The organism is Bacillus sp. z60-11 (assembly GCF_046464135.1).
Classification (GTDB): Bacteria; Bacillota; Bacilli; order Bacillales; family Bacillaceae; genus Bacillus; species Bacillus sonorensis_A.
This window is the reverse complement of record NZ_JBIYSN010000001.1, coordinates 1,228,552-1,246,278: the sequence shown is the minus strand read 5'-3', so window position 1 is coordinate 1,246,278 and position 17,727 is coordinate 1,228,552. Positions and strand designations below refer to the sequence as shown.

Annotated in this window: 19 protein-coding genes and 1 pseudogene; 12 read left to right on the top strand and 8 right to left on the bottom strand. The window is 45.0% G+C overall.

Annotated elements, in window-relative coordinates:
- Positions 1–328 precede the first annotated feature (328 nt).
- Together ACINLD_RS06455 and ACINLD_RS06450 are read left to right on the top strand one after the other, a co-directional pair.
- Positions 329–730 carry a cytidine deaminase gene (locus ACINLD_RS06455; protein WP_026587467.1) on the top strand — a complete coding sequence of 134 codons (402 nt, stop codon included), beginning with the start codon at positions 329–331 and terminating at the stop codon, positions 728–730.
- Between the two features lie 16 nt (positions 731–746).
- On the top strand, positions 747–1,283 hold the full coding sequence (locus ACINLD_RS06450; RefSeq protein ID WP_026587466.1) for a GNAT family N-acetyltransferase: 537 nt from the start codon (positions 747–749) through the stop codon (positions 1,281–1,283).
- Between the two features lie 136 nt (positions 1,284–1,419).
- Here the strand turns inward: ACINLD_RS06450 and ACINLD_RS06445 are convergent, their stop codons facing one another.
- A complete protein-coding gene (locus ACINLD_RS06445) occupies positions 1,420–2,667 on the bottom strand; it encodes an MFS transporter (RefSeq protein WP_236251135.1) in 1,248 nt (415 codons plus the stop codon).
- A gap of 164 nt (positions 2,668–2,831) precedes the next feature.
- Here ACINLD_RS06445 and ACINLD_RS06440 point away from each other — a divergent pair, with 164 nt between their 5' ends.
- Both ACINLD_RS06440 and ACINLD_RS06435 read left to right on the top strand, forming a co-directional pair.
- Entirely contained in the window at positions 2,832–3,719 is an 888-nt protein-coding gene (locus tag ACINLD_RS06440; RefSeq protein ID WP_026587464.1) for an SDR family oxidoreductase, read from the top strand.
- Positions 3,700–4,278: a TetR/AcrR family transcriptional regulator gene (locus tag ACINLD_RS06435; RefSeq protein WP_026587463.1), complete on the top strand. Its 579-nt coding sequence runs from the start codon at positions 3,700–3,702 to the stop codon at positions 4,276–4,278. Before ACINLD_RS06440 ends, ACINLD_RS06435 begins: the two co-directional genes overlap by 20 nt.
- Positions 4,279–4,322: 44 nt before the next feature.
- Here ACINLD_RS06435 and ACINLD_RS06430 read toward each other — a convergent pair whose 3' ends face one another.
- On the bottom strand, positions 4,323–5,810 hold the full coding sequence (locus tag ACINLD_RS06430) for an aldehyde dehydrogenase family protein (RefSeq protein ID WP_026587462.1): 1,488 nt from the start codon (positions 5,808–5,810) through the stop codon (positions 4,323–4,325).
- 258 nt (positions 5,811–6,068) lie between these two features.
- On the opposite strand from ACINLD_RS06430, the gene ACINLD_RS06425 reads away from it, so the two are divergent.
- From ACINLD_RS06425 to ACINLD_RS06410, 4 genes are all read left to right on the top strand, one after another.
- Positions 6,069–6,278 (top strand): DUF6501 family protein, encoded by a 210-nt coding sequence (locus ACINLD_RS06425; RefSeq protein WP_026587461.1) that lies wholly within the window; start codon positions 6,069–6,071, stop codon positions 6,276–6,278.
- Positions 6,279–6,682: 404 nt separating this feature from the next.
- A complete protein-coding gene (locus tag ACINLD_RS06420) occupies positions 6,683–7,027 on the top strand; it encodes a PH domain-containing protein (RefSeq protein WP_026587460.1) in 345 nt (114 codons plus the stop codon).
- 310 nt (positions 7,028–7,337) lie between these two features.
- A complete protein-coding gene (locus ACINLD_RS06415; RefSeq protein ID WP_026587459.1) occupies positions 7,338–7,826 on the top strand; it encodes a TraR/DksA family transcriptional regulator in 489 nt (162 codons plus the stop codon).
- Between the two features lie 139 nt (positions 7,827–7,965).
- Positions 7,966–8,592: an FMN-dependent NADH-azoreductase gene (locus ACINLD_RS06410; RefSeq protein ID WP_026587458.1), complete on the top strand. Its 627-nt coding sequence runs from the start codon at positions 7,966–7,968 to the stop codon at positions 8,590–8,592.
- Between the two features lie 18 nt (positions 8,593–8,610).
- On the opposite strand, the gene ACINLD_RS06405 is transcribed toward ACINLD_RS06410, so the two are convergent.
- Positions 8,611–9,147, bottom strand: coding sequence for a DinB family protein (locus tag ACINLD_RS06405; RefSeq protein ID WP_026587457.1), 537 nt, complete (start codon positions 9,145–9,147; stop codon positions 8,611–8,613).
- A gap of 318 nt (positions 9,148–9,465) precedes the next feature.
- Here ACINLD_RS06405 and ACINLD_RS06400 point away from each other — a divergent pair.
- Positions 9,466–10,384 (top strand): annotated as a pseudogene (locus ACINLD_RS06400) (protein rep); the annotation flags it as partial.
- Between the two features lie 29 nt (positions 10,385–10,413).
- Here the strand turns inward: ACINLD_RS06400 and ACINLD_RS06395 are convergent.
- A complete protein-coding gene (locus ACINLD_RS06395; protein ID WP_077736624.1) occupies positions 10,414–10,977 on the bottom strand; it encodes a hypothetical protein in 564 nt (187 codons plus the stop codon).
- 72 nt (positions 10,978–11,049) lie between these two features.
- Between ACINLD_RS06395 and ACINLD_RS06390 the strand changes: the two genes are divergently transcribed.
- Complete coding sequence (locus ACINLD_RS06390; protein ID WP_026587455.1) at positions 11,050–11,544, top strand: hypothetical protein; 495 nt, start codon at positions 11,050–11,052, stop codon at positions 11,542–11,544.
- A 222-nt stretch (positions 11,545–11,766) separates the two neighbouring features.
- Here the strand turns inward: ACINLD_RS06390 and ACINLD_RS06385 are convergent, their stop codons facing one another.
- From ACINLD_RS06385 to ACINLD_RS06370, 4 genes are all read right to left on the bottom strand, one after another.
- Positions 11,767–11,850, bottom strand: a complete 84-nt coding sequence (locus ACINLD_RS06385) for a DUF3967 domain-containing protein (protein ID WP_306292033.1) — start codon at positions 11,848–11,850, stop codon at positions 11,767–11,769.
- Between the two features lie 505 nt (positions 11,851–12,355).
- A complete protein-coding gene (locus ACINLD_RS06380; RefSeq protein WP_026587454.1) occupies positions 12,356–12,811 on the bottom strand; it encodes a YndM family protein in 456 nt (151 codons plus the stop codon).
- 24 nt (positions 12,812–12,835) lie between these two features.
- Entirely contained in the window at positions 12,836–12,961 is a 126-nt protein-coding gene (locus ACINLD_RS06375; RefSeq protein ID WP_035428136.1) for a hypothetical protein, read from the bottom strand.
- An 89-nt stretch (positions 12,962–13,050) separates the two neighbouring features.
- Positions 13,051–13,650: a TetR/AcrR family transcriptional regulator C-terminal domain-containing protein gene (locus ACINLD_RS06370; RefSeq protein WP_026587453.1), complete on the bottom strand. Its 600-nt coding sequence runs from the start codon at positions 13,648–13,650 to the stop codon at positions 13,051–13,053.
- A 181-nt stretch (positions 13,651–13,831) separates the two neighbouring features.
- Between ACINLD_RS06370 and ACINLD_RS06365 the strand changes: the two genes are divergently transcribed.
- Positions 13,832–15,019 (top strand): YhgE/Pip domain-containing protein, encoded by a 1,188-nt coding sequence (locus tag ACINLD_RS06365; protein WP_277690741.1) that lies wholly within the window; start codon positions 13,832–13,834, stop codon positions 15,017–15,019.
- Between the two features lie 12 nt (positions 15,020–15,031).
- Positions 15,032–17,704: a phosphoenolpyruvate synthase gene (locus tag ACINLD_RS06360; protein WP_077736626.1), complete on the top strand. Its 2,673-nt coding sequence runs from the start codon at positions 15,032–15,034 to the stop codon at positions 17,702–17,704.
- Positions 17,705–17,727 lie beyond the last annotated feature (23 nt).

Here is a 17,727-nt window from a genome sequence, read left to right as displayed (position 1 = left end):
GGTTGCCGGCATGACATCAATTTTCAATCTGAATCGGTTGGGAGTAGCTTGCCGGTTTGCATAAAGCTTTTCCTATGATGGAGAGAATTTCATGAAGGAGGCCTTTACGGGTCATTCCGCATCGTTCAAAAAGAACCGAGAGATTTTATGATGAAAGTCGAATAACGATTTTTGCACCTAGTCCTTCTTGTCGGAAGGGCTTTAGCATATTCAGCCATAACGTGATGATTTCTTTAGCAATCTCTTGATCTGATTTTATATTTTGGCTGAAGTAGGTTATCATTTTATGGAAAGGCAGTCTATCGCGAATACCATAGGAGGAACTGAAATGAATATTGAACGTCAGCTTTATGAAAGCGCCGTTGAGCTTATCAAAAAAAGATATCCTGCCGGATGGGGAGGAGCCGCGGCAATGTATACTGAAGATGGGAGGATCCTAACGAGTGTTGCTCCGGAGGTCATCAATGCATCAACAGAGCTTTGCATTGAAACCGGAGCAATCCTTGAGGCCCATAAACTCAATACAAAAGTTACACATTCAATTTGTGTTGTCAGAGATGATGAAAATAGCGATTTTAAAATATTAACGCCGTGCGGGGTGTGCCAGGAACGTCTTTTTTACTGGGGCCCGGATCTTAAAGCAGCCGTTACTGTGCCGGATGGAAGCCTGGTTTATCAATCATTAAAGGAGATTCAGCCCTACCATTGGTCAGGTGCATATCAAGAATAGGGAGGAGAGGGATCGCGTGTTAAAGGGCTGCAAGGTTTATCTCAGACCGCTTGAAAAAGATGATATGGAAAGCTTTTACAAGGCCGCGCAAGATGAAAAAATCAGATATATGACCGGGACCAGACGTGCATTCACAATGGATGAGCTCTATGAGCACTACGAGCGGATCACACATGATGATACACGCTATGATTTTGCCATCTGCCAAAACACAGGTGACCAAATCGTTGGTGACCTGTCCATTCTGGACATCGACAGCCCCAGCCAAAAAGCGGGATTTAGAATCGCTTTGCACAGCCCTGCTTATTTCAATAGAGGCTTTGGGACTGAAGCGGTCAGGCTGGCGATGCAGTTCGCTTTTGAAAAGCTGAAACTGAACCGCCTCCAGCTCGAAGTTTTCTCGCATAACAGCCGCGCAATCAAAGCCTATGAAAGAGCCGGTTTTAAAAAAGAAGGGACGATCAGGCAATCCCTTTATATGAACAACCAATACTCAGATGAAATCATTATGGGGATGTTGAAGCTGGAATATGAACAATTGAAGAACAGCTAAGGCCGGCCCGTTTCTAATGAACGTCGGCAGCACATATTCCGGCAGCTATAAGCAACATGTCATGGAATAAGATTCGTTTATTTCTACATTGATCACTCCAAAGAGAGACCGTTGATCAGAAAAATCCACAAAAGCTTCATATTTCTTTCTCCTCCTTGGACTGATGTAAAACGGTCCGTCCATAAGTTCTTAATGGCTGTGCCGACAATGTCAGAACGGCTGTTGCCAGATACATGACAGCGGCAAAGATATAGACGTTCTGCACACCGGTCAAATCGGCCAGAGCGCCCATGAAAGCGACCGTTAAGATAGACCATGACGTCAGAATGGTATTTTGGGCTGCGACGAGCGGCGCTCTTTCTTCATCTGTCAAAGAATGTTGCAGGATAACCGTTTGACTGACATCCCTCACTTGATAAAGCGGTCCCATTAACATACAAAGGATGAGGGAAAGCAAAGGATTGGCCGAATAGGCGAACAAAAGCGTCATCATGGCCATCGAAAGGGCGCCAAGGGCAATCATCAAGCCCAATCTTTTTTGCAGCCGGCTTGAAAACAGCATCACCAGAACGCCTCCCAATATCGCTCCTAGAAAATAGCCGGCATTGATGAAACCCCACCACGATTCTCCTTTATTGAGAACGGCCGTTGTAAAAGCGAGTAAAATGGCGGAAGTCCAAACGGCATTTGCCAATCCTTCTGCGAGATCCATTGCCGTCAAAAGCAGCACGGTTTTGTTTTTGTATAATGTGCGCCAGCCGGAATGGACAGGCCGTTTTCGGTTTTGGGCCACAGGAGCTGCTCTTTTATCCAGCAAACGAATCAAAAACCCGGACACAAAAAAGAGCCCTGCGGTGATGGATACCAATAAGCTTGTATAGAGAAAAGCGGATAAAGAACCGCCAATTCCCCAGCCGGCCGCTTGAATGAACTGATTGACGGTGACAATGCTCCCGGAGGCTGCAGCATAATCCCGCTTTTCGATCGCTCGATATAATAAACCGGACAGAGCAGGTGTATACCAGGAGCCGATGAAGCTTTGCAAAAATAATAGAGGATACATGAGCTGGACCGGTGATCCGAATGACAAACACAACCCGATGAATAATGCGGTGACGGCTCTGAACCAGTTTGCAAGTGATGCAATGTGATCAAGCTTGAATCGCTGGATATAAAGCGAGGCCAGCGCCCCGCCGGAGAAACCGCCGAGAGAGCTCAGCGCCAAGATTAGGCTTGAGCCGAAGACAGAATCTGTTTTTTTATAGATCTCGACCATGACGAATACCGTCATCATGATGCTCCCTACAGACTGTGCAGCTTGTGACGTCCAAATCAAAATAAAGTTTTTTTCCTTCCAGATTGATTGACTCCGTGAATCGCTCATCCGTTGATCATTCCTATTCATTTCGCTTAAGTAAATGTTAATTTTACCATAATTATCGATATCAGGAATTGATTTAAATAAAATTTTCTCTGTTCAGGCAGTCACCTTGAAAAAACAGACCAATTGGTCCAAAATAAAGATATCATGTGAAAGGGAGCGATGATATGCAAAAGGTATTAATCGCCGGCGCTTCCGGGTATCTCGGTAAATATTTGGTCAGAGCTTTTAAAGAGCAAGGATATTTTGTGCGGGCAATCGTACGAAATGAACAAAAACTGGCTGTCGCCGGTCCGTATTTAGAGCCGGCAGTCGCTGATTTGATCGACGAAGTGCTGATAGCGGATGCGGCGGAAGCAAATTCATTAAGAGGGGCCTGTAACGGAATGGATATTGTCTGTTCATCCCTTGGATTAACCCGGCAGAAGGGGAGTCAGACTTTTTATGATGTGGATTATTTGGGGAACCTCCAGCTGCTTGAAGAAGCGAAAAAGGAGCGCGTCAGCAAGTTGATGTACATCCATGTTTTGAAAGGTGAAAAAATGAAAAATCCGCTCGTCAAAGCCAAACAAGCTTTTGCAGAGAAACTGAAAAATTCCGGAATGAATTACATCATCGTAAAGCCGACGGGTTACTTTTCGGATATGAGTGAGTTATTGAAAATGGCGGAAAACGGCAGGGTATTTTTAATCGGCGATGGAAAGCAGAAGATCAATCCAATCCACGGTGCTGATCTTGCCGACTACTGCGTCCGTTCCATTCCAACGCATGACAGAGCAGAGCTTGAGGTTGGCGGCCCGCAGATTTACGAATACAGGGAAGCTGCAGCGCTTGCATTTGCGATCATACAAAAAAAGAAGCGGCTGTTTCATGTCCCTGCTGGGCTCTTATCGGCTTCGCTTCCGTTTTTGCGTATATTCAGTCCGAAACAATACGGCTTATTCAAATTCTTTCTCGAAGGATTGACACAGGATGCTGTTGCACCTGCCTACGGAACCCGTGAATTAAAGACTTATTTCAAGGAGATTGCCGCACATGGCCACGAAAAAAGGTGAACAAACAAAAGAACACATTTTAAATGCGGCGGTATCGTTTATCGTTCGTGAAGGTTTTGAAAAGATCGGGGTCAACAAAATTATTAAAGAAGCCGGAGTCAGCAAAGGCAGCTTTTATCACTATTTCTCAAACACGAATGATCTGATCAAAGAAACGGCAATCCATGCATTTGAACAATGTTTAAAAGACATGCCCTTAGAGCAGGAGGGGGACGCCCGGGAAATTGTAGCAGGTTTGGGAAAGCATATTTTTCATTCTGTTCGCAAGCAAAAAAACGACTATTATTTATTGTTTTTGTGCATCAGCCAAAGCTTCATTGATGATGAGCTGAAAGAAGCGTTCCGATCGATTTTCTCGCGGGTTGTGAAGCAAAACAGCGCCGCCCTGCAAATCGCGGAAAAGGAGGGGCATTCATGCGAAGAGCGCCTGGACAAAAAGCTTCACATGCTGGATATGATAGCAATAGGATTTATCGTTCATTGCCACTTTCTCCATGATGAAGATCAGCTGCTCGGTCTTTGGAAGCAAATGACCGCAGTCCTGTTTACTCCGGGCTGACAAAAAAGCACCGCGATCAAAGAAAGCGGTGCTTTTTGCGTGATCTATTCACCGACGTGAATCCAGACGCTTTTCACTTCGGTATAATTGTCCAAAGCATATGAACCCATTTCACGGCCTAGGCCCGACTGCTTATAACCGCCGAATGGGGAGGCCGCGTCAAAGGCGTTGTAGCAGTTGACCCAAACGGTACCCGCTTGAAGACGGTCGGCGATATAGTGGGCGTTTTTCAGGTTTTCCGTCCAAACTCCAGCAGCTAGCCCGTATTCCGTCCGGTTGGCGCGCTCGATTACTTCATCAACCGTCTCATACGGGATCGCCGCCAGGACAGGGCCGAATATTTCTTCTTTTGCAATGGCCATGTCGTCTTCGACGTTTGTAAACACGGTCGGAGAGACGAAATATCCCTGTTCATATGGGCATGTTCCGCCGGCTGCGATTTTCGCGCCTTCCTGGCGTCCTTTTTCGATGTAGGACAGCACCCGTTCGTGCTGCTCTTTGCTGACAAGCGGCCCCATTTGTGTATCTTCATGAAGTCCCGCTCCTTGGCGAAGAGACTTTGAATAAGAGACCATTTCGTCAACCACTTTGTCATATTGGTCTTTATGGATAAAGACGCGCGATCCGGCACAGCACACCTGGCCCTGATTAAACATGACACCGGTTAATGCTCCTGGAATCGCCTTCTTTAAATCGGCGTCAGGAAGGATGATGTTCGGCGATTTTCCGCCGAGCTCAAGGGTGACCCGTTTGACGGTTTTCGCCGCTTTCTCCATAATCTTTTTGCCGATTTCAGTCGAACCTGTAAAAGCCAGTTTGTCTACAAGCTCATGATCTGTCAGAGCTTCTCCCGCCGTTTCGCCGAAGCCCGGGATGATGTTGACAACACCTTTCGGAAATCCTGCTTTGTCGATCAGCTCCGCCAAATACAGAGCCGACAGCGGCGTCTGCTCGGCTGGTTTCAAGACAATCGTACATCCGGCGGCAAGGGCGGCGCCCATTTTCCACATCGCCATTAAGAGCGGGAAGTTCCACGGGATGATCTGTCCGACAACCCCGACCGGCTCATGGCGGGTATAGTTAAAATAAGGTCCGTTTACAGGAATGGTTTGTCCGGTTAATTTCGTTGCCCAGCCTGCATAATAACGCATATGTTCGATCGATAAAGGAATGTCCCCGGCAGTCGTTTCACTGATCGGTTTTCCGTTATCAAGCGTCTCAAGCTGAGCCAGCTCATTTTGATGTTCCTCCATCAGATCGGCTAGTTTGTACATGAGCCGACTTCTCTCGGCCGGATTCATCGTCCGCCATTCCCCGTGGTCAAAGGCTTCCCTTGCGGCTTTTACCGCTTTGTCGACATCTTCGGGACCTGCTTCATACAAGGTGGCGAGCGTTTCTCCCGTAGCCGGATTCGGGGTTTCAAACGTTTTGTTTGCAGCGCTGGCTACAAATTCCCCGTTAATGTACAGCTTCTTTGTTCCCTGCAAAAATGACTCCAGCTTCTTACTGACCTGCATCGTTAATGAACTCATGTTTGTTAAACAAACCTCCTTTAAAATTTTGGTCTGTCTGTGTTGAGTTTCTCTTGCTGCTGGTTTGTCTTCTGATTCGATCATTGCGCTGGCAAAAGAGGGATATATTTCTGATTTTGGAACCATACACCACTATTCTATAACAGAGATGGAAATGAAATCAATATTCATTTGCTCTCATCTAGTCACCCGACATTGCATTTCGGTCAAAAAACGCTACAATGGAGACATATACCGTTTTGAAAAGGGGACATCAACATGATTCATGAAAATTGGCAGAACAATCAAACGATCAAAAAAGTAAAGTGTGTACATACCGATGCAAAAAAATACATCGTCAACAGGGCGCTGACCGTCGGGACAATATATGAAGTCAAAAATGAGACGGATGAGTTTTTATTTATCATCGATAATACAAATAAAGTAGGCGGCTATTACAAAGACTACTTTGAAGAGGTAAAAGCCTGAATGATCATCCATCATAATAGATGATCACAAAAGGGTGAATCAATTGAGAAACAACGGTGCCGCACACTTCCCGATGACGAAAGCAATGTCGGAATCGGAAGGAATGGCTGTGACAGAAGAACAGATCAGAAGCCGAAAACCGTAAAAAGGCCCGCAGAAGGAGACATTCTTTCTGCGGTTTTTTTATTCTGAAGCAAACGCCTGAAAAAACGAATAAAAAGTTGAAACCTGAGCTCCCTGGTAAGCGTATTAATTGTTAGTAAAACCAAACATCGAGAGTTAAAGAAATGTAATCTGCTCGTAATTGTTTATCAAACAGGGTTATCGTATTCTTATTAGTACCGATAAGCATACTTTGCCTTGGGCATAAACATAAATTGTACATATAGAAAGAGGGGTTTTGATTGGGCGTTTTTTCAGCTAGTAAGACGGCAGACGGGAAAAGATTTGAACCGCTGCTTATTGAAGGAGAAAAAATTGAATCAGTATGCAGGTTAAGAATTGATCAAATTTGTTTTACCAACAAGCGGATTATTTTTTTTGATAATAAGCTGTTTTCTAAAAAGAAAGTCCGCGTCTTCCTTCCTTATAAATCCATTGAAGGCTTTGCGATCAGGGAAGTCAGCATGTTCAATCCCGACAGCTCTCTTTCGCTGATGACAAGCAGCAAAATTTTCGACCTCGAATTTACAAAAGATACAGACATGCTTGAAATTCAAGCGCTGTTATCCAAATACTTATGCGCTTAAAAAAGACAACAGGCCGCTTCATGCATCAAGCAGGAGCGGCTTGTTTTTTCGCCAAAACCATAATTGATCTCAATTTACTGATAAGGACCAGTGTCACAACGGAACATCTGTCGATCACTCAAAAACCTGCTTTGAGCCTCCAAAGAGTATATTTAGGCTGCCGCCACATGAACAACAGAAGCCGGCAGACGGAAAAGGTTTCTGAACATACACGCTCATAGAACGCGGAAACATTGACTGATTTAATGGGGACAGGCTGTGTTTGACATTTTTTTCAGCGGGAAAGGGCAAAGAAAGGAGGAGGATCACCATGCCATTGACAAAACAGCAAAAGGAGCATCTTTACCAGCAATTACTCGACTTAAAACAGACCATTTCCGGCGCGGAGAGAATCGATCGGCCGATGACTGAAGAAACGGGTGAGCTGTCAAACGGTGTGGACAATCATCAGGCTGATCATGCCGGTGTATATGTTGAACGGATGAGAGAGCAAACCTTTCAGCGGACAGACCGGAATGTATTAAAAGAAGTCGAAGACGCTCTCAAGCGGATGAAAGACGGCACGTACGGAATATGCGAAGCCACGGGCAAAGAAATACCTTATGAACGGCTAAAGGCTGTTCCATATGCAAGAAAGACCGTCAAGGCTCAAGCTGAAACAGAACAAAGAAAAGAAAGCGGAGAAGGGGATGATCGGCTATTTACACGGCAAATGAAGGATTTGACGAACAGCGACACAATCGGCCAAAAGCATTCATACACCTATAAACGGCTTGATCAAGAGCAAGATTCAAAATAAGCACCCGCACCCAGCAGGGTGTTTTTTTTGATTGAAAAACAGTTTGATAACAAGTGAAATAAGTTGACTTTCTATTCAAAAGAAAGTAACATACTATTTGTAAGTAAATAATAAAACGTTAGCACGGGAGGAAAATAAAATGTCAAAAGTATTATTTGTTAAAGCAAACGATCGTACAGCTGAAGAAGCCGTATCTGTGAAACTATATGATGCGTTCCTTAACAGCTATAAAGAAAATCATCCAAACGATGAAATTGTGGAGCTTGACCTTTACAAAGAAAACCCGCCGTACATGGGCAGAACCGCCATTAACGGCACATTTAAAGCAGGGAAAGGCATGGAATTAAACGAGGATGAAAAAGCGGCAGCTGCTGTTGCGGACCGTTATTTAGACGAGTTCGTCAAAGCCGATAAAGTTGTTTTTGCATTCCCATTGTGGAACTTCGCGGTGCCGGCTGTGCTGCACACATATGTTGACTACCTATCACGCGCTGGAGTGACGTTTACATACACTCCTGAAGGACCAAAAGGGCTGATGGGAGATAAGAAGGTTGCCCTGTTGAACGCAAGAGGCGGCTTCTATTCCGAAGGTCCGATGGCGGCTATGGAAATGTCTCTGAACTACATGAAAACCGTGATGGGCTTCTTCGGTGTTCAAGACCTGCATACTGTTGTCATCGAAGGGCACAACGCCGTTCCTGACGAAGCGCAAAAAATCATCGAAAACGGCCTGGCAGAAGCGAAAAAGCTTGCAGCCGAATTTTAAGAAACATCCCCCTGTTTTTTAAACAGGGGGATTTTTTGATGATGCGGACTCATGCCGGCTGAGTAAATAATAAACGTAATCCGTCGCAGTTCCGGCGTGCCCCATTTGCCGCAACATTGAGGTAATGTTGCCTCTGTGATATGTCCCATGGTTGACGACATGATTCACAATTTCGCTGAAAGCCGTCGTCATCCGTCCGAATGCCGGATGTTCGATCGTCAAATCACAATTGAGATCGTCTAGGCTTGCAAAAAGTGTTTCATATCGGTGTGCCGTTTCATCGAAAAATGAGGCCAGCCCCTCGATGTCCTTTTCCAATAATTCATTCCTCAGCTGCATGGCCAATTCTTTTGCCTCTTCATAACGTCCTCCGGAAAGAATCTTCAACCACAGGGCGTCGGCAACACACATATGAACAACGACTTCTGCAATCGACGAAAAAACGTTCTCAATCTTGCGCGTAAAAAGCTCCTCAGGCAGACTTTTCAGATGATCAAACACTCTTTTGTTTGCCCATTTATGATAGTCAAAGTGCTTCAGCGTTTCATGTTCCAAACCATATCCTCCTCCTTTTCATTGCTATAATTCGTTCAGTGCTCTTTGTTTTCCTTTCTCAAAACAGGATTTTTTATTTGAGCCGGTTATAGCTCTTTATAAAAGTATGAGATTTTAACGGACAGGGACTGATCGCCTCATTGGAATGAACAGTTGTGCGATTTTGATCAAAAGAAGTGTCCGGGCACCACTTGAACAAGATTTTTTAAAATGCCCTTCATCCCTGATTGCCAAGGGTTTAACGCCACTTTGACAGATAAAAATACCTTCTGCTATTATTTAAGTGCGACCAAAAATAATAGATAGCTAGAAAACTATAAGCATTATGAAGGTTTGAAAGATCGGATTGGCTCTCCTTACTACAGCAAAAAAGCTCAACGAATGTTTGAATGTGCCGAACAGTTGTGGTTTAGAAAAGACTCGGAAACGGGCAAGTTAAAGCTGTATCAAGCCCATTTTTGTAAGGGGAGGTTGTGCCCTATGTGTGCCTGGCGGCGGTCTTTGAAAATCGCGTATCATAATAAATTAATCGTGGAAGAAACTAATCGGCAGTATCATTGCGCTTGGCTTTTTCTTACTCTGACCGTTCGAAATGTTGAAGGTGGAGAGCTTCGCCAGACAATTTCAGACATGATGAAAGGCTTTTATCGTTTGATGAAGTACAAACGAGTTGATACAGCTGTACTTGGCTATTTCAGAGCTTTGGAAATCACGAAAAATCATGAAGAGTATACATATCATCCACATTTTCATGTGTTGCTTCCGGTGAAAAAAGCTATTTCGGTAAAAATTATATCAATCAAGAAGAATGGACAACCCTATGGAAAAAGGCGATGAAACTTGATTACACGCCGATTGTACATATACAGCGGGTCAAAGGGAAAGCCAAGATCGATGCGGAGCAGATTGAAAGCGAAGTTCGTGAGGCAATGGAGGAGCAAAAGGCCGTGCTGGAGATTTCAAAATACCCGGTCAAGGATACAGACATTTTGTGCGGCAATAAGGTGACGGAGGATAATCTGGATACGGTTTATTATCTGGACGATGCGCTTTCGTCTCGGCGGCTCATCGGGTACGGTGGCATTCTGAAGGAGATACACAAAGAATTGAATCTTGAGGACGCGGAGGGCGGTGATCTGGTCAAGATTGATGAGGAAGACGATGAGGTGGCGAACGGCGCTTTTGAGGTCATGGCGTATTGGGGCATCCCGGCATCAAAAATTACATAATCAAATAAGAGAGCAGGCCACCCGGCCTGCTCTGCTTTTATACAATCCATAAAATGATTTCAGCGAGTGATTCTGCGGTTTTCTTAGGGACTCCGGCTTTTATTAAGGCTTTTACAAGAGCACCTTTTGATGCGCTGTTTAATCTTTCTGTGGCATATGCAATTTTGCGTGCATATTTGTCTACCAGTCTAGCTTTTGAAGGAGAGAGAGGTCTTATCGCCCATTTAAGCGCTTTTCCTCCGACTCTACATACCCATCCAAATGCTTTTATTGCTTTAAGAGAATGACCAATAACACCTGCAGTATGTACTTGTCCATTTAGGTTTAACTTGTTGTAAGTTTGAAATTCTTTAGTCTGTGATGCGAATTGGATAAATGCTTTTGAATCTTCTAAATCAGTGGGCTGTTGATGTGTTTCAATGTAATCTTCGAGTGAAGTTGGTAATGAAACAGCAGTTGTGGTTGTCGTTATTGCTTTTGTTGGTTGCTTCTGTTCTGCAGCTGAAGCGGACGATGCGAAACCACTAAATCCTGAAATGATAAGAGTGGCGACAGAAAGTGTTATTACACCTTGGGAAAATCTTTTTCTCTTAGTTTTCATTTTAAATCCCCCTGTTTTTTTGATATTTTTAACCAAGTAATATAATACCATAAAAAGAGAGGAATAGGTATAATGGGTAAAAAAAGTAAAGGGAAAAACTACTCTATTGGGGATCATATCTTTGCGGTTTTAGTTGTTTTTCTCATGTGTGCATTAATAGTTTCCTCCCCATTCTTAATATTTTTCGGAGTTTTCAAGTTGGTGGCTTTAGCTCCAGATGTGTCGATTAATACGACTGGCACTTTTAACTCAGTAATGATTTTGTTTAAATTTTTTGCTCTTACAGTGATAGTGGTAGGAATTGTAGACGTACTGTTTTCTCAGATTTTATTGAGAAAACGGGGTTTTTTGAATTACATTATTGAGGCTTTGCTTATGTTTTGTGTGTTTTACCTTTATGTATTGATTTATTCCATGAATTCTCAGGAGATTATTTTGAGGAATAACGGTGTGCTTTTGGTATCGGTGTTTTTGTTTATTTTGTATTTGATGATAAGCGTAGTGTATATAGTTTCAAAGTGGATGTATGAAACTGTGATGAAAAGTATACAGAAGAAAAATAACTAAGAGCAGGGAGAACGTGAGGGGAACGCAATGAGTGAAAAAAAATATGAATCTATACATTGGTATTCGACAATGCTTGTGTTTCTAATAATAATTTTGAATAGTATTTTTATAAAAATTGAGGTTTTAACGGTTATTGCTGCGGTTGTATATATAGTGTTCATGGTGATTATTAGGAGCAGATGGAAGAAAGCTAACAAAGATTAAGCTCCTGAGGGGGCTTTTCTATTTCCAGAATTGCCACCACTTTTTTTCGCGGGCGGCAGCCAGCATTTTTTGAGTTTCCTGGGATTCGCGGAGGGATTTCATCAGTATTTCGTCTCTTTCCTGCTGCCGTTTCTCAAAAAGTCAATGCGTTCCAGCATCATTTTATTGAACTCTTCCTGTTGTTTGACAAATTAAAATAAGGCGTGCCTTTCATCGTTTTGTATCGGTGTATCGGGTTGCGATACGGTCAATTTTGACCGATACAGATGCGCTATGTGTTCGGCTGCTTTTTGGAGGGATTGGCCGTCCAATTTGTTCATGTTGTAGAGATACTCTATAGCGAATAAATCATCTTTGTTGTAGAGTCGCCATCCCTTGGTGTCGCGCTCGAAAAAATAGCCGTGAGACTCGAGCAACTTTGAATATTTGCGGACTGTGACGGTCTCTATGCCAAGGCGAGAGGAAACGTCCAGATAGAAGCCGTCAAGCGGCCGATTGTGATCTGAAAACAATCGATAAGAAAGAAGGGGTTCATAGGGGATGCGCCCGCATATTGTGGGGGAGAATGGCCGCCTGGTAAAAGGAAAAACCTGCCATAAGACAGGTTTTATTCTTTGTCGCGTTTTTTTGCAGGGGAAAACGGGTACACTTCTTCCGACGTCTCAGTTTGATAATTCATAGCACCGTTGTTTTCCCGTTTTTCGTTTGTGTTCTCATCTAAAATGTTAGCCGCCATATAGCGGTGGAAGAAAAACTCAAAAATCGTGACGCCGATTGCTGAAATGATTGAAGCCAAGGCGAGTGAAGCATACGGCGGATTATCCTGCATGGCGAGAATCATCCAAATCAATATGAGGGAAAGACCGAAGTCCCCCATTGTCGCCGTTGTGTTGCCCGTTCTCGGGAGCAACAGCAGGTCCCCAAGCAAATAGGAGATAACACCCAAAAATAAGGTGAGAACAAACATATCTCCAAACGGAACACCAAAAAACAGGGTTAAAATGACGTATAAGAGAACAAGGCTGACAATAAACTTTACACACAATGCCCTTACATGTTTCATATCGTTTGATCACCTTTTTTAACTTTATTTTAAAGTGTTTCTGTTCTGTTGCTGTTTGTTGTTTTTTTGCTCCTGCTGAAATGCGCTTTCTGTTTCATGGTCATTTTTAAGCTGTTCGATGCTGCTGTTTTGAATGCCTTTCTTCTGCATGATTTCACCACCTTTTTCACTATATTGTGGGTGGCTTTTGATTTTTTATGCGGGAAACGTCAAAAAAAGAGGGAAGTTCAAGTTCCCTCTCATGTTCTTAAGCCGGCCGCATATGCCGGGCCCATTCCGGTCAACTTTGACAAAATCAGCGCCATTTCATGCGGTGTTTCCGCCATGCCGCTGATAAGCCACTCATGGAGGACGTTGACTTGAGCCCCGACGATATAAGAAATCAAATATTCTTCGGGAACAAGCGCTTCCGCCTTGATCGTCTTTTTCAGACGCTTCAAGTTTTCAGTTAAAACGGATTTGAATTTTAAAGGGAATGAGCCGGTGCCTTTTGGCCCTAATATCGCCTTTAAAAAAATCGCGTTTTCCTTAAAGTATTCAAAGATGTCCACCACAAACGGAAGGGGCTTATCAATGACAGGGCCTTTCAATACGCCCATTGAATGAATGGACTGTTTGGCAATTTCCCTGATTTCCTCGATGATTTCGTTTTCGCTCTGTTCCAATAAATCGTATTTGTCTTGATAATGTAAGTAAAATGTGCCCCTGTTGATATCCGCTTTTCGGGTGATATCCTTTACGGTCACCTCCTCGAAGGCTTTCTCTTCCATGAGCTCTGATAATGCATCCCTTATCATCCTTTTTGTCCTGTTAATTCTTCTGTCCGGCCGTTTTGCCATTTTGATCAGCCTTTCACCACGATATTTTCCTTAAAATCAACATTTTTTATTTTTTTGTTCAGTAATGAACACTTCCCATTTGATTGTGCATTGAGATTGCTTACGAATCAATTATAATGAACACAAAGAACATAAATCAACACCATGTTCATTATTATTGTTTCAGCAAAGGAGCTTTGACATGACATTACTAAAAGAAAAAATGGTTTTATTGGCCCCGTTTGTGGTGCTATTGGTGATTTTGATTTTTTCGCTCACATTGATTCCATCCGTCCATCCTGAGCCGAAAAACCTGCCGATCGCCATCGTAAATGAAGATCAGGGAGCGGAATTGCCGGGCCGGGGAAAACTGAATAGAGGAGCGGAGATCGCGCTCAACATTAAAAAAGAAACGTCAGGTGAAGATGCAGCAGTCAAGTGGATCGATGTCAAAAATGAAAAAAGCGCTCGGAACGGACTGAACGATCAAACGTATTATGCTGCACTCATCATTCCGAAAGACTTCAGCCAAAAACAGTCTTCACTACAAACAGCACATCCGGCTGGAGCCAAAGTGAAGATTTTGATCAATCAAGGGGCAAACACCATCGCCGCTAATGCAGCTGGACAAATGTTGAATCAACTCGTCGAACACATCAATCAACAAGTCAGAGAACAGCTGCTGACAACGCTTGAAAAGCGTGGTGCAGCCTTGAGCGCGGAACAGGCATCTCTACTGGCAGCGCCTATTGAAAAAGACATTGAAAATGTCAACAAGATTTCAGCGAACAGCGCTAATGGAAACGCGCCGGTGTCATTGGTTCAGCCGCTCTGGATGGCCAGTATAGCAGGAGCGCTGCTCATTTTTGCCAAGGTGAGGAAATTGCGGTTTTTCAAGCGGACAGAAGCGCTTTTTTCCCGGCTCCTTCAAGGATTGATCGGTGCGGTGCTTGCCGCCATCTGCGGCTATGGCCTTGTATGGATCGCAGGTGAGTGGGTGGGGATGAACATCCCGCAATTTCATGAGACGGCATTGTTTATCGCCCTCTGCTACTTCTCATTCTATTTAATGATTGCCGCTGTAACAGCGTGGGTGGGACTTTCCGGAGCCGGGATATTCGGCATTCTTTTCTTCTTTGGAACCCCGCTTTTGACGCTGGCTCCAGAAATGATGTCAGCCTTTTACCGCGACTGGGTCTACTCCTGGCTGCCGATGCGGTTTGCCTCAGAGGGGCTGCGCGATCTCCTCTTTTTTGACAAAGGCCTTGACATGAACCAGCCTGTTACAGTATTGCTGGCGATCGGAACCGTGAGCTTTTTGCTTCTGCTGGCAGCGGCTTTAAAGCCGCAAGCTGTGTCCAAGGAAGCTGAAGAAAAGATATCGTTTTAAGGAGGAGGGAGGATGAAAAAATATGTGCTTCATTTTCACGAAATCGATAAAGCCGATTTGCCTTACGCCGGGGGAAAAGGGGCAAATCTCGGGGAAATGACGAAAGCGGGTCTGCCCGTTCCCCCCGGGTTTTGCGTGTCCACATTTGCCTACCGAAAATTCATTCAAAACAACAAGGAAATCGATCGTTTGTTCGATCAGCTGGATTCGCTAAAAGCTGACGAGCTGGAGCGAACCCGTCTTTTAGGGAAACAGATTCGCGCGCACATGGCTGCCATGCCTGTACCTGAAGATATTCGCTCGGCGATTTTAACGGCCTTTGAGCAAACGGGCAGTGACAAAGCCTATGCCGTCCGCTCCAGTGCGACAGCAGAAGACTTGCCGACGGCGTCATTCGCCGGACAGCAGGACACCTATCTGAATGTACACGGACAGGATCAGCTTCTCAAGGCTGTTCAAAACTGCTGGGCTTCATTATTCACGGACAGGGCGATTACCTACCGGGTGAAAAACGGTTTTGATCACCGCAGCGTTTTTCTTGCCGTTGTCGTGCAAGAGATGGTATTTCCCGACGTCTCCGGCATCATGTTTACGGCTGATCCGATCACAGGCCGCCGCAAAACGATTTCCATCGATGCCAGCTTTGGCTTGGGGGAAGCGCTGGTGTCGGGCGTGGTGAGCGCCGACTTGTATCAAGTGCGCGAAGGGGAAATCATCAAAAAACAAATTTCAACAAAAGAGGCGGCGATCTGGTCGAAACCGGAAGGCGGCACTGTCACGAAAAAGCTTCCCCCGGAAAAACAAGCACTGCAGGCTTTGCCTGATGATCGCATTTGCGAGCTGGCAAAGCTGGGGCAAAAAATCGAAACGCATTACGGCATGGAGCAGGACGTTGAATGGGCTTTTAAGGGCGGCAGGTTTTACATTCTTCAAAGCCGGCCAATCACATCGTTATATCCGGTGCCGGCATTTTCGGATGATAGACTGCACATCTTGATTAATTTCGGCTATATCCAAATGATGACCGATCCGATGAAGCCTCTGGGGATATCCGTCATCAGCCGCATTCCCGATTTTTTAAAGCAGAATCCGGCGGATCCATCCATTGTACACGAGGCGGGAGGAAGGGCCTTTGCCGATATAACAGGCGCTCTTTCCATAAAATTTGTGAGAAAACGGGTGCTGAAAGTCCTGAACGGCATGGATCAGCTGATGGCATCGGCTGTGTCGGAAGTCGTCAAGCGCGGACATGCCGACTATCCACCTGCAAGAGTAAGCGGCAAGTTCAAAGCAGCCAAACAATTGGCGCCGATCATGATACCGGTCGCTTTCAAAGCGGCCTGCAACCTGCTGATAAAAGATCCGGGAAAGGCTGAAAAGCGGGCCCGCTCGTTTGTTGATCATACCGTTAAAGAAACGGAGGAAAAACTAAGCCGGACGTCCGGTGCAGAGACGATTCGCCTGATTCGGGGGGAGTTGGACAAGATGATTCCCGGGGTGGTTTTAAAAGTCGCAGTTTATGTGTTGACCGGAATGATTGCAGCCATCTTCCTTGAAAAAAAGCTGAAAAACAAAGTCGGTGATGAACAAAGTGCCGCTTTGTTAAGCAGATTGTATAAATCTTTGCCTCACAATGTGACGACCGAAATGGGGCTTGCGCTGGGGGATCTTTCTGATCAAGCGAGACGGCACCCCGAAGTGGTCCGTTATTTGCGAAAAGCCGACAGCAGCAATTTCGCCGGAGGATTGGAGAAGGTAGCCGGAGGTGCGGAGTTCAAACAAGCATTGGATCGCTTTCTTGAACAGTACGGGATGAGGTGTGTCGGTGAAATCGATATCACGAAAAGGAGATGGTCTGAAGACCCTGTCCAGCTCGCGCCATCGATCCTCAGCAACATCCAAACAGCCGCCGCAGGAGATCACAGGAAAAAGTTCAAGCAAGGCGAAAGAGAGGCCGAACAGGCGGGAAGGGAAATCATTTCACAATTTCGTTTTCTTGAAAAAAGACAAGCGGCGCGGCTTGTTCGTGTATATCGCAGTTTGATGGGGATGCGCGAACATCATAAGTTCGCATTGGTGAAGCTTCTATTTCTCTATAAAAAAGCTATTTTAAAAGAAGCCGGAAGCCTCGTCGAAAAAGGAGTCCTGACCTGTGAAGCCGATGTGTTTTATCTGACCATGGAAGAAATCATCACTTTGCTGGAAGACCGCGACATCGAATCTGTTCAAGCTCTATTAACAGAAAGAAAAAAACAGCACCAGCAAAATCAAAAGCTGAAATCTCCCCGTGTGATGACAAGTGAGGGAGAGGTCGTGACGGGAAAACTGCACAATCTGAAAAGCCCTGAAGGAGCACTTGCGGGCACCCCGGTATCCGCCGGCGTGATCGAAGGAAAAGCCAGGGTCATCACCAGACCGGAGGAGGCAAAGCTCAATCCCGGCGAAATTTTGGTCGCTCCATATACCGATCCCGGCTGGACGCCGCTTTTTACCTCAGCAGTCGGGCTGATTACCGAAGTCGGCGGAATGATGACTCATGGCTCAGTCGTTGCCAGGGAGTACGGAATTCCGGCTGTCGTTGGCATTGATAAAGCAACTGACATCATCAAAGACGGAGCGTATATCCGGGTGGATGGAACAAACGGCTTTGTGCAAATATTAGAAAAAGACGCTGGGAAATCATAAGGGGAGCCTTTCACAGGCACAAA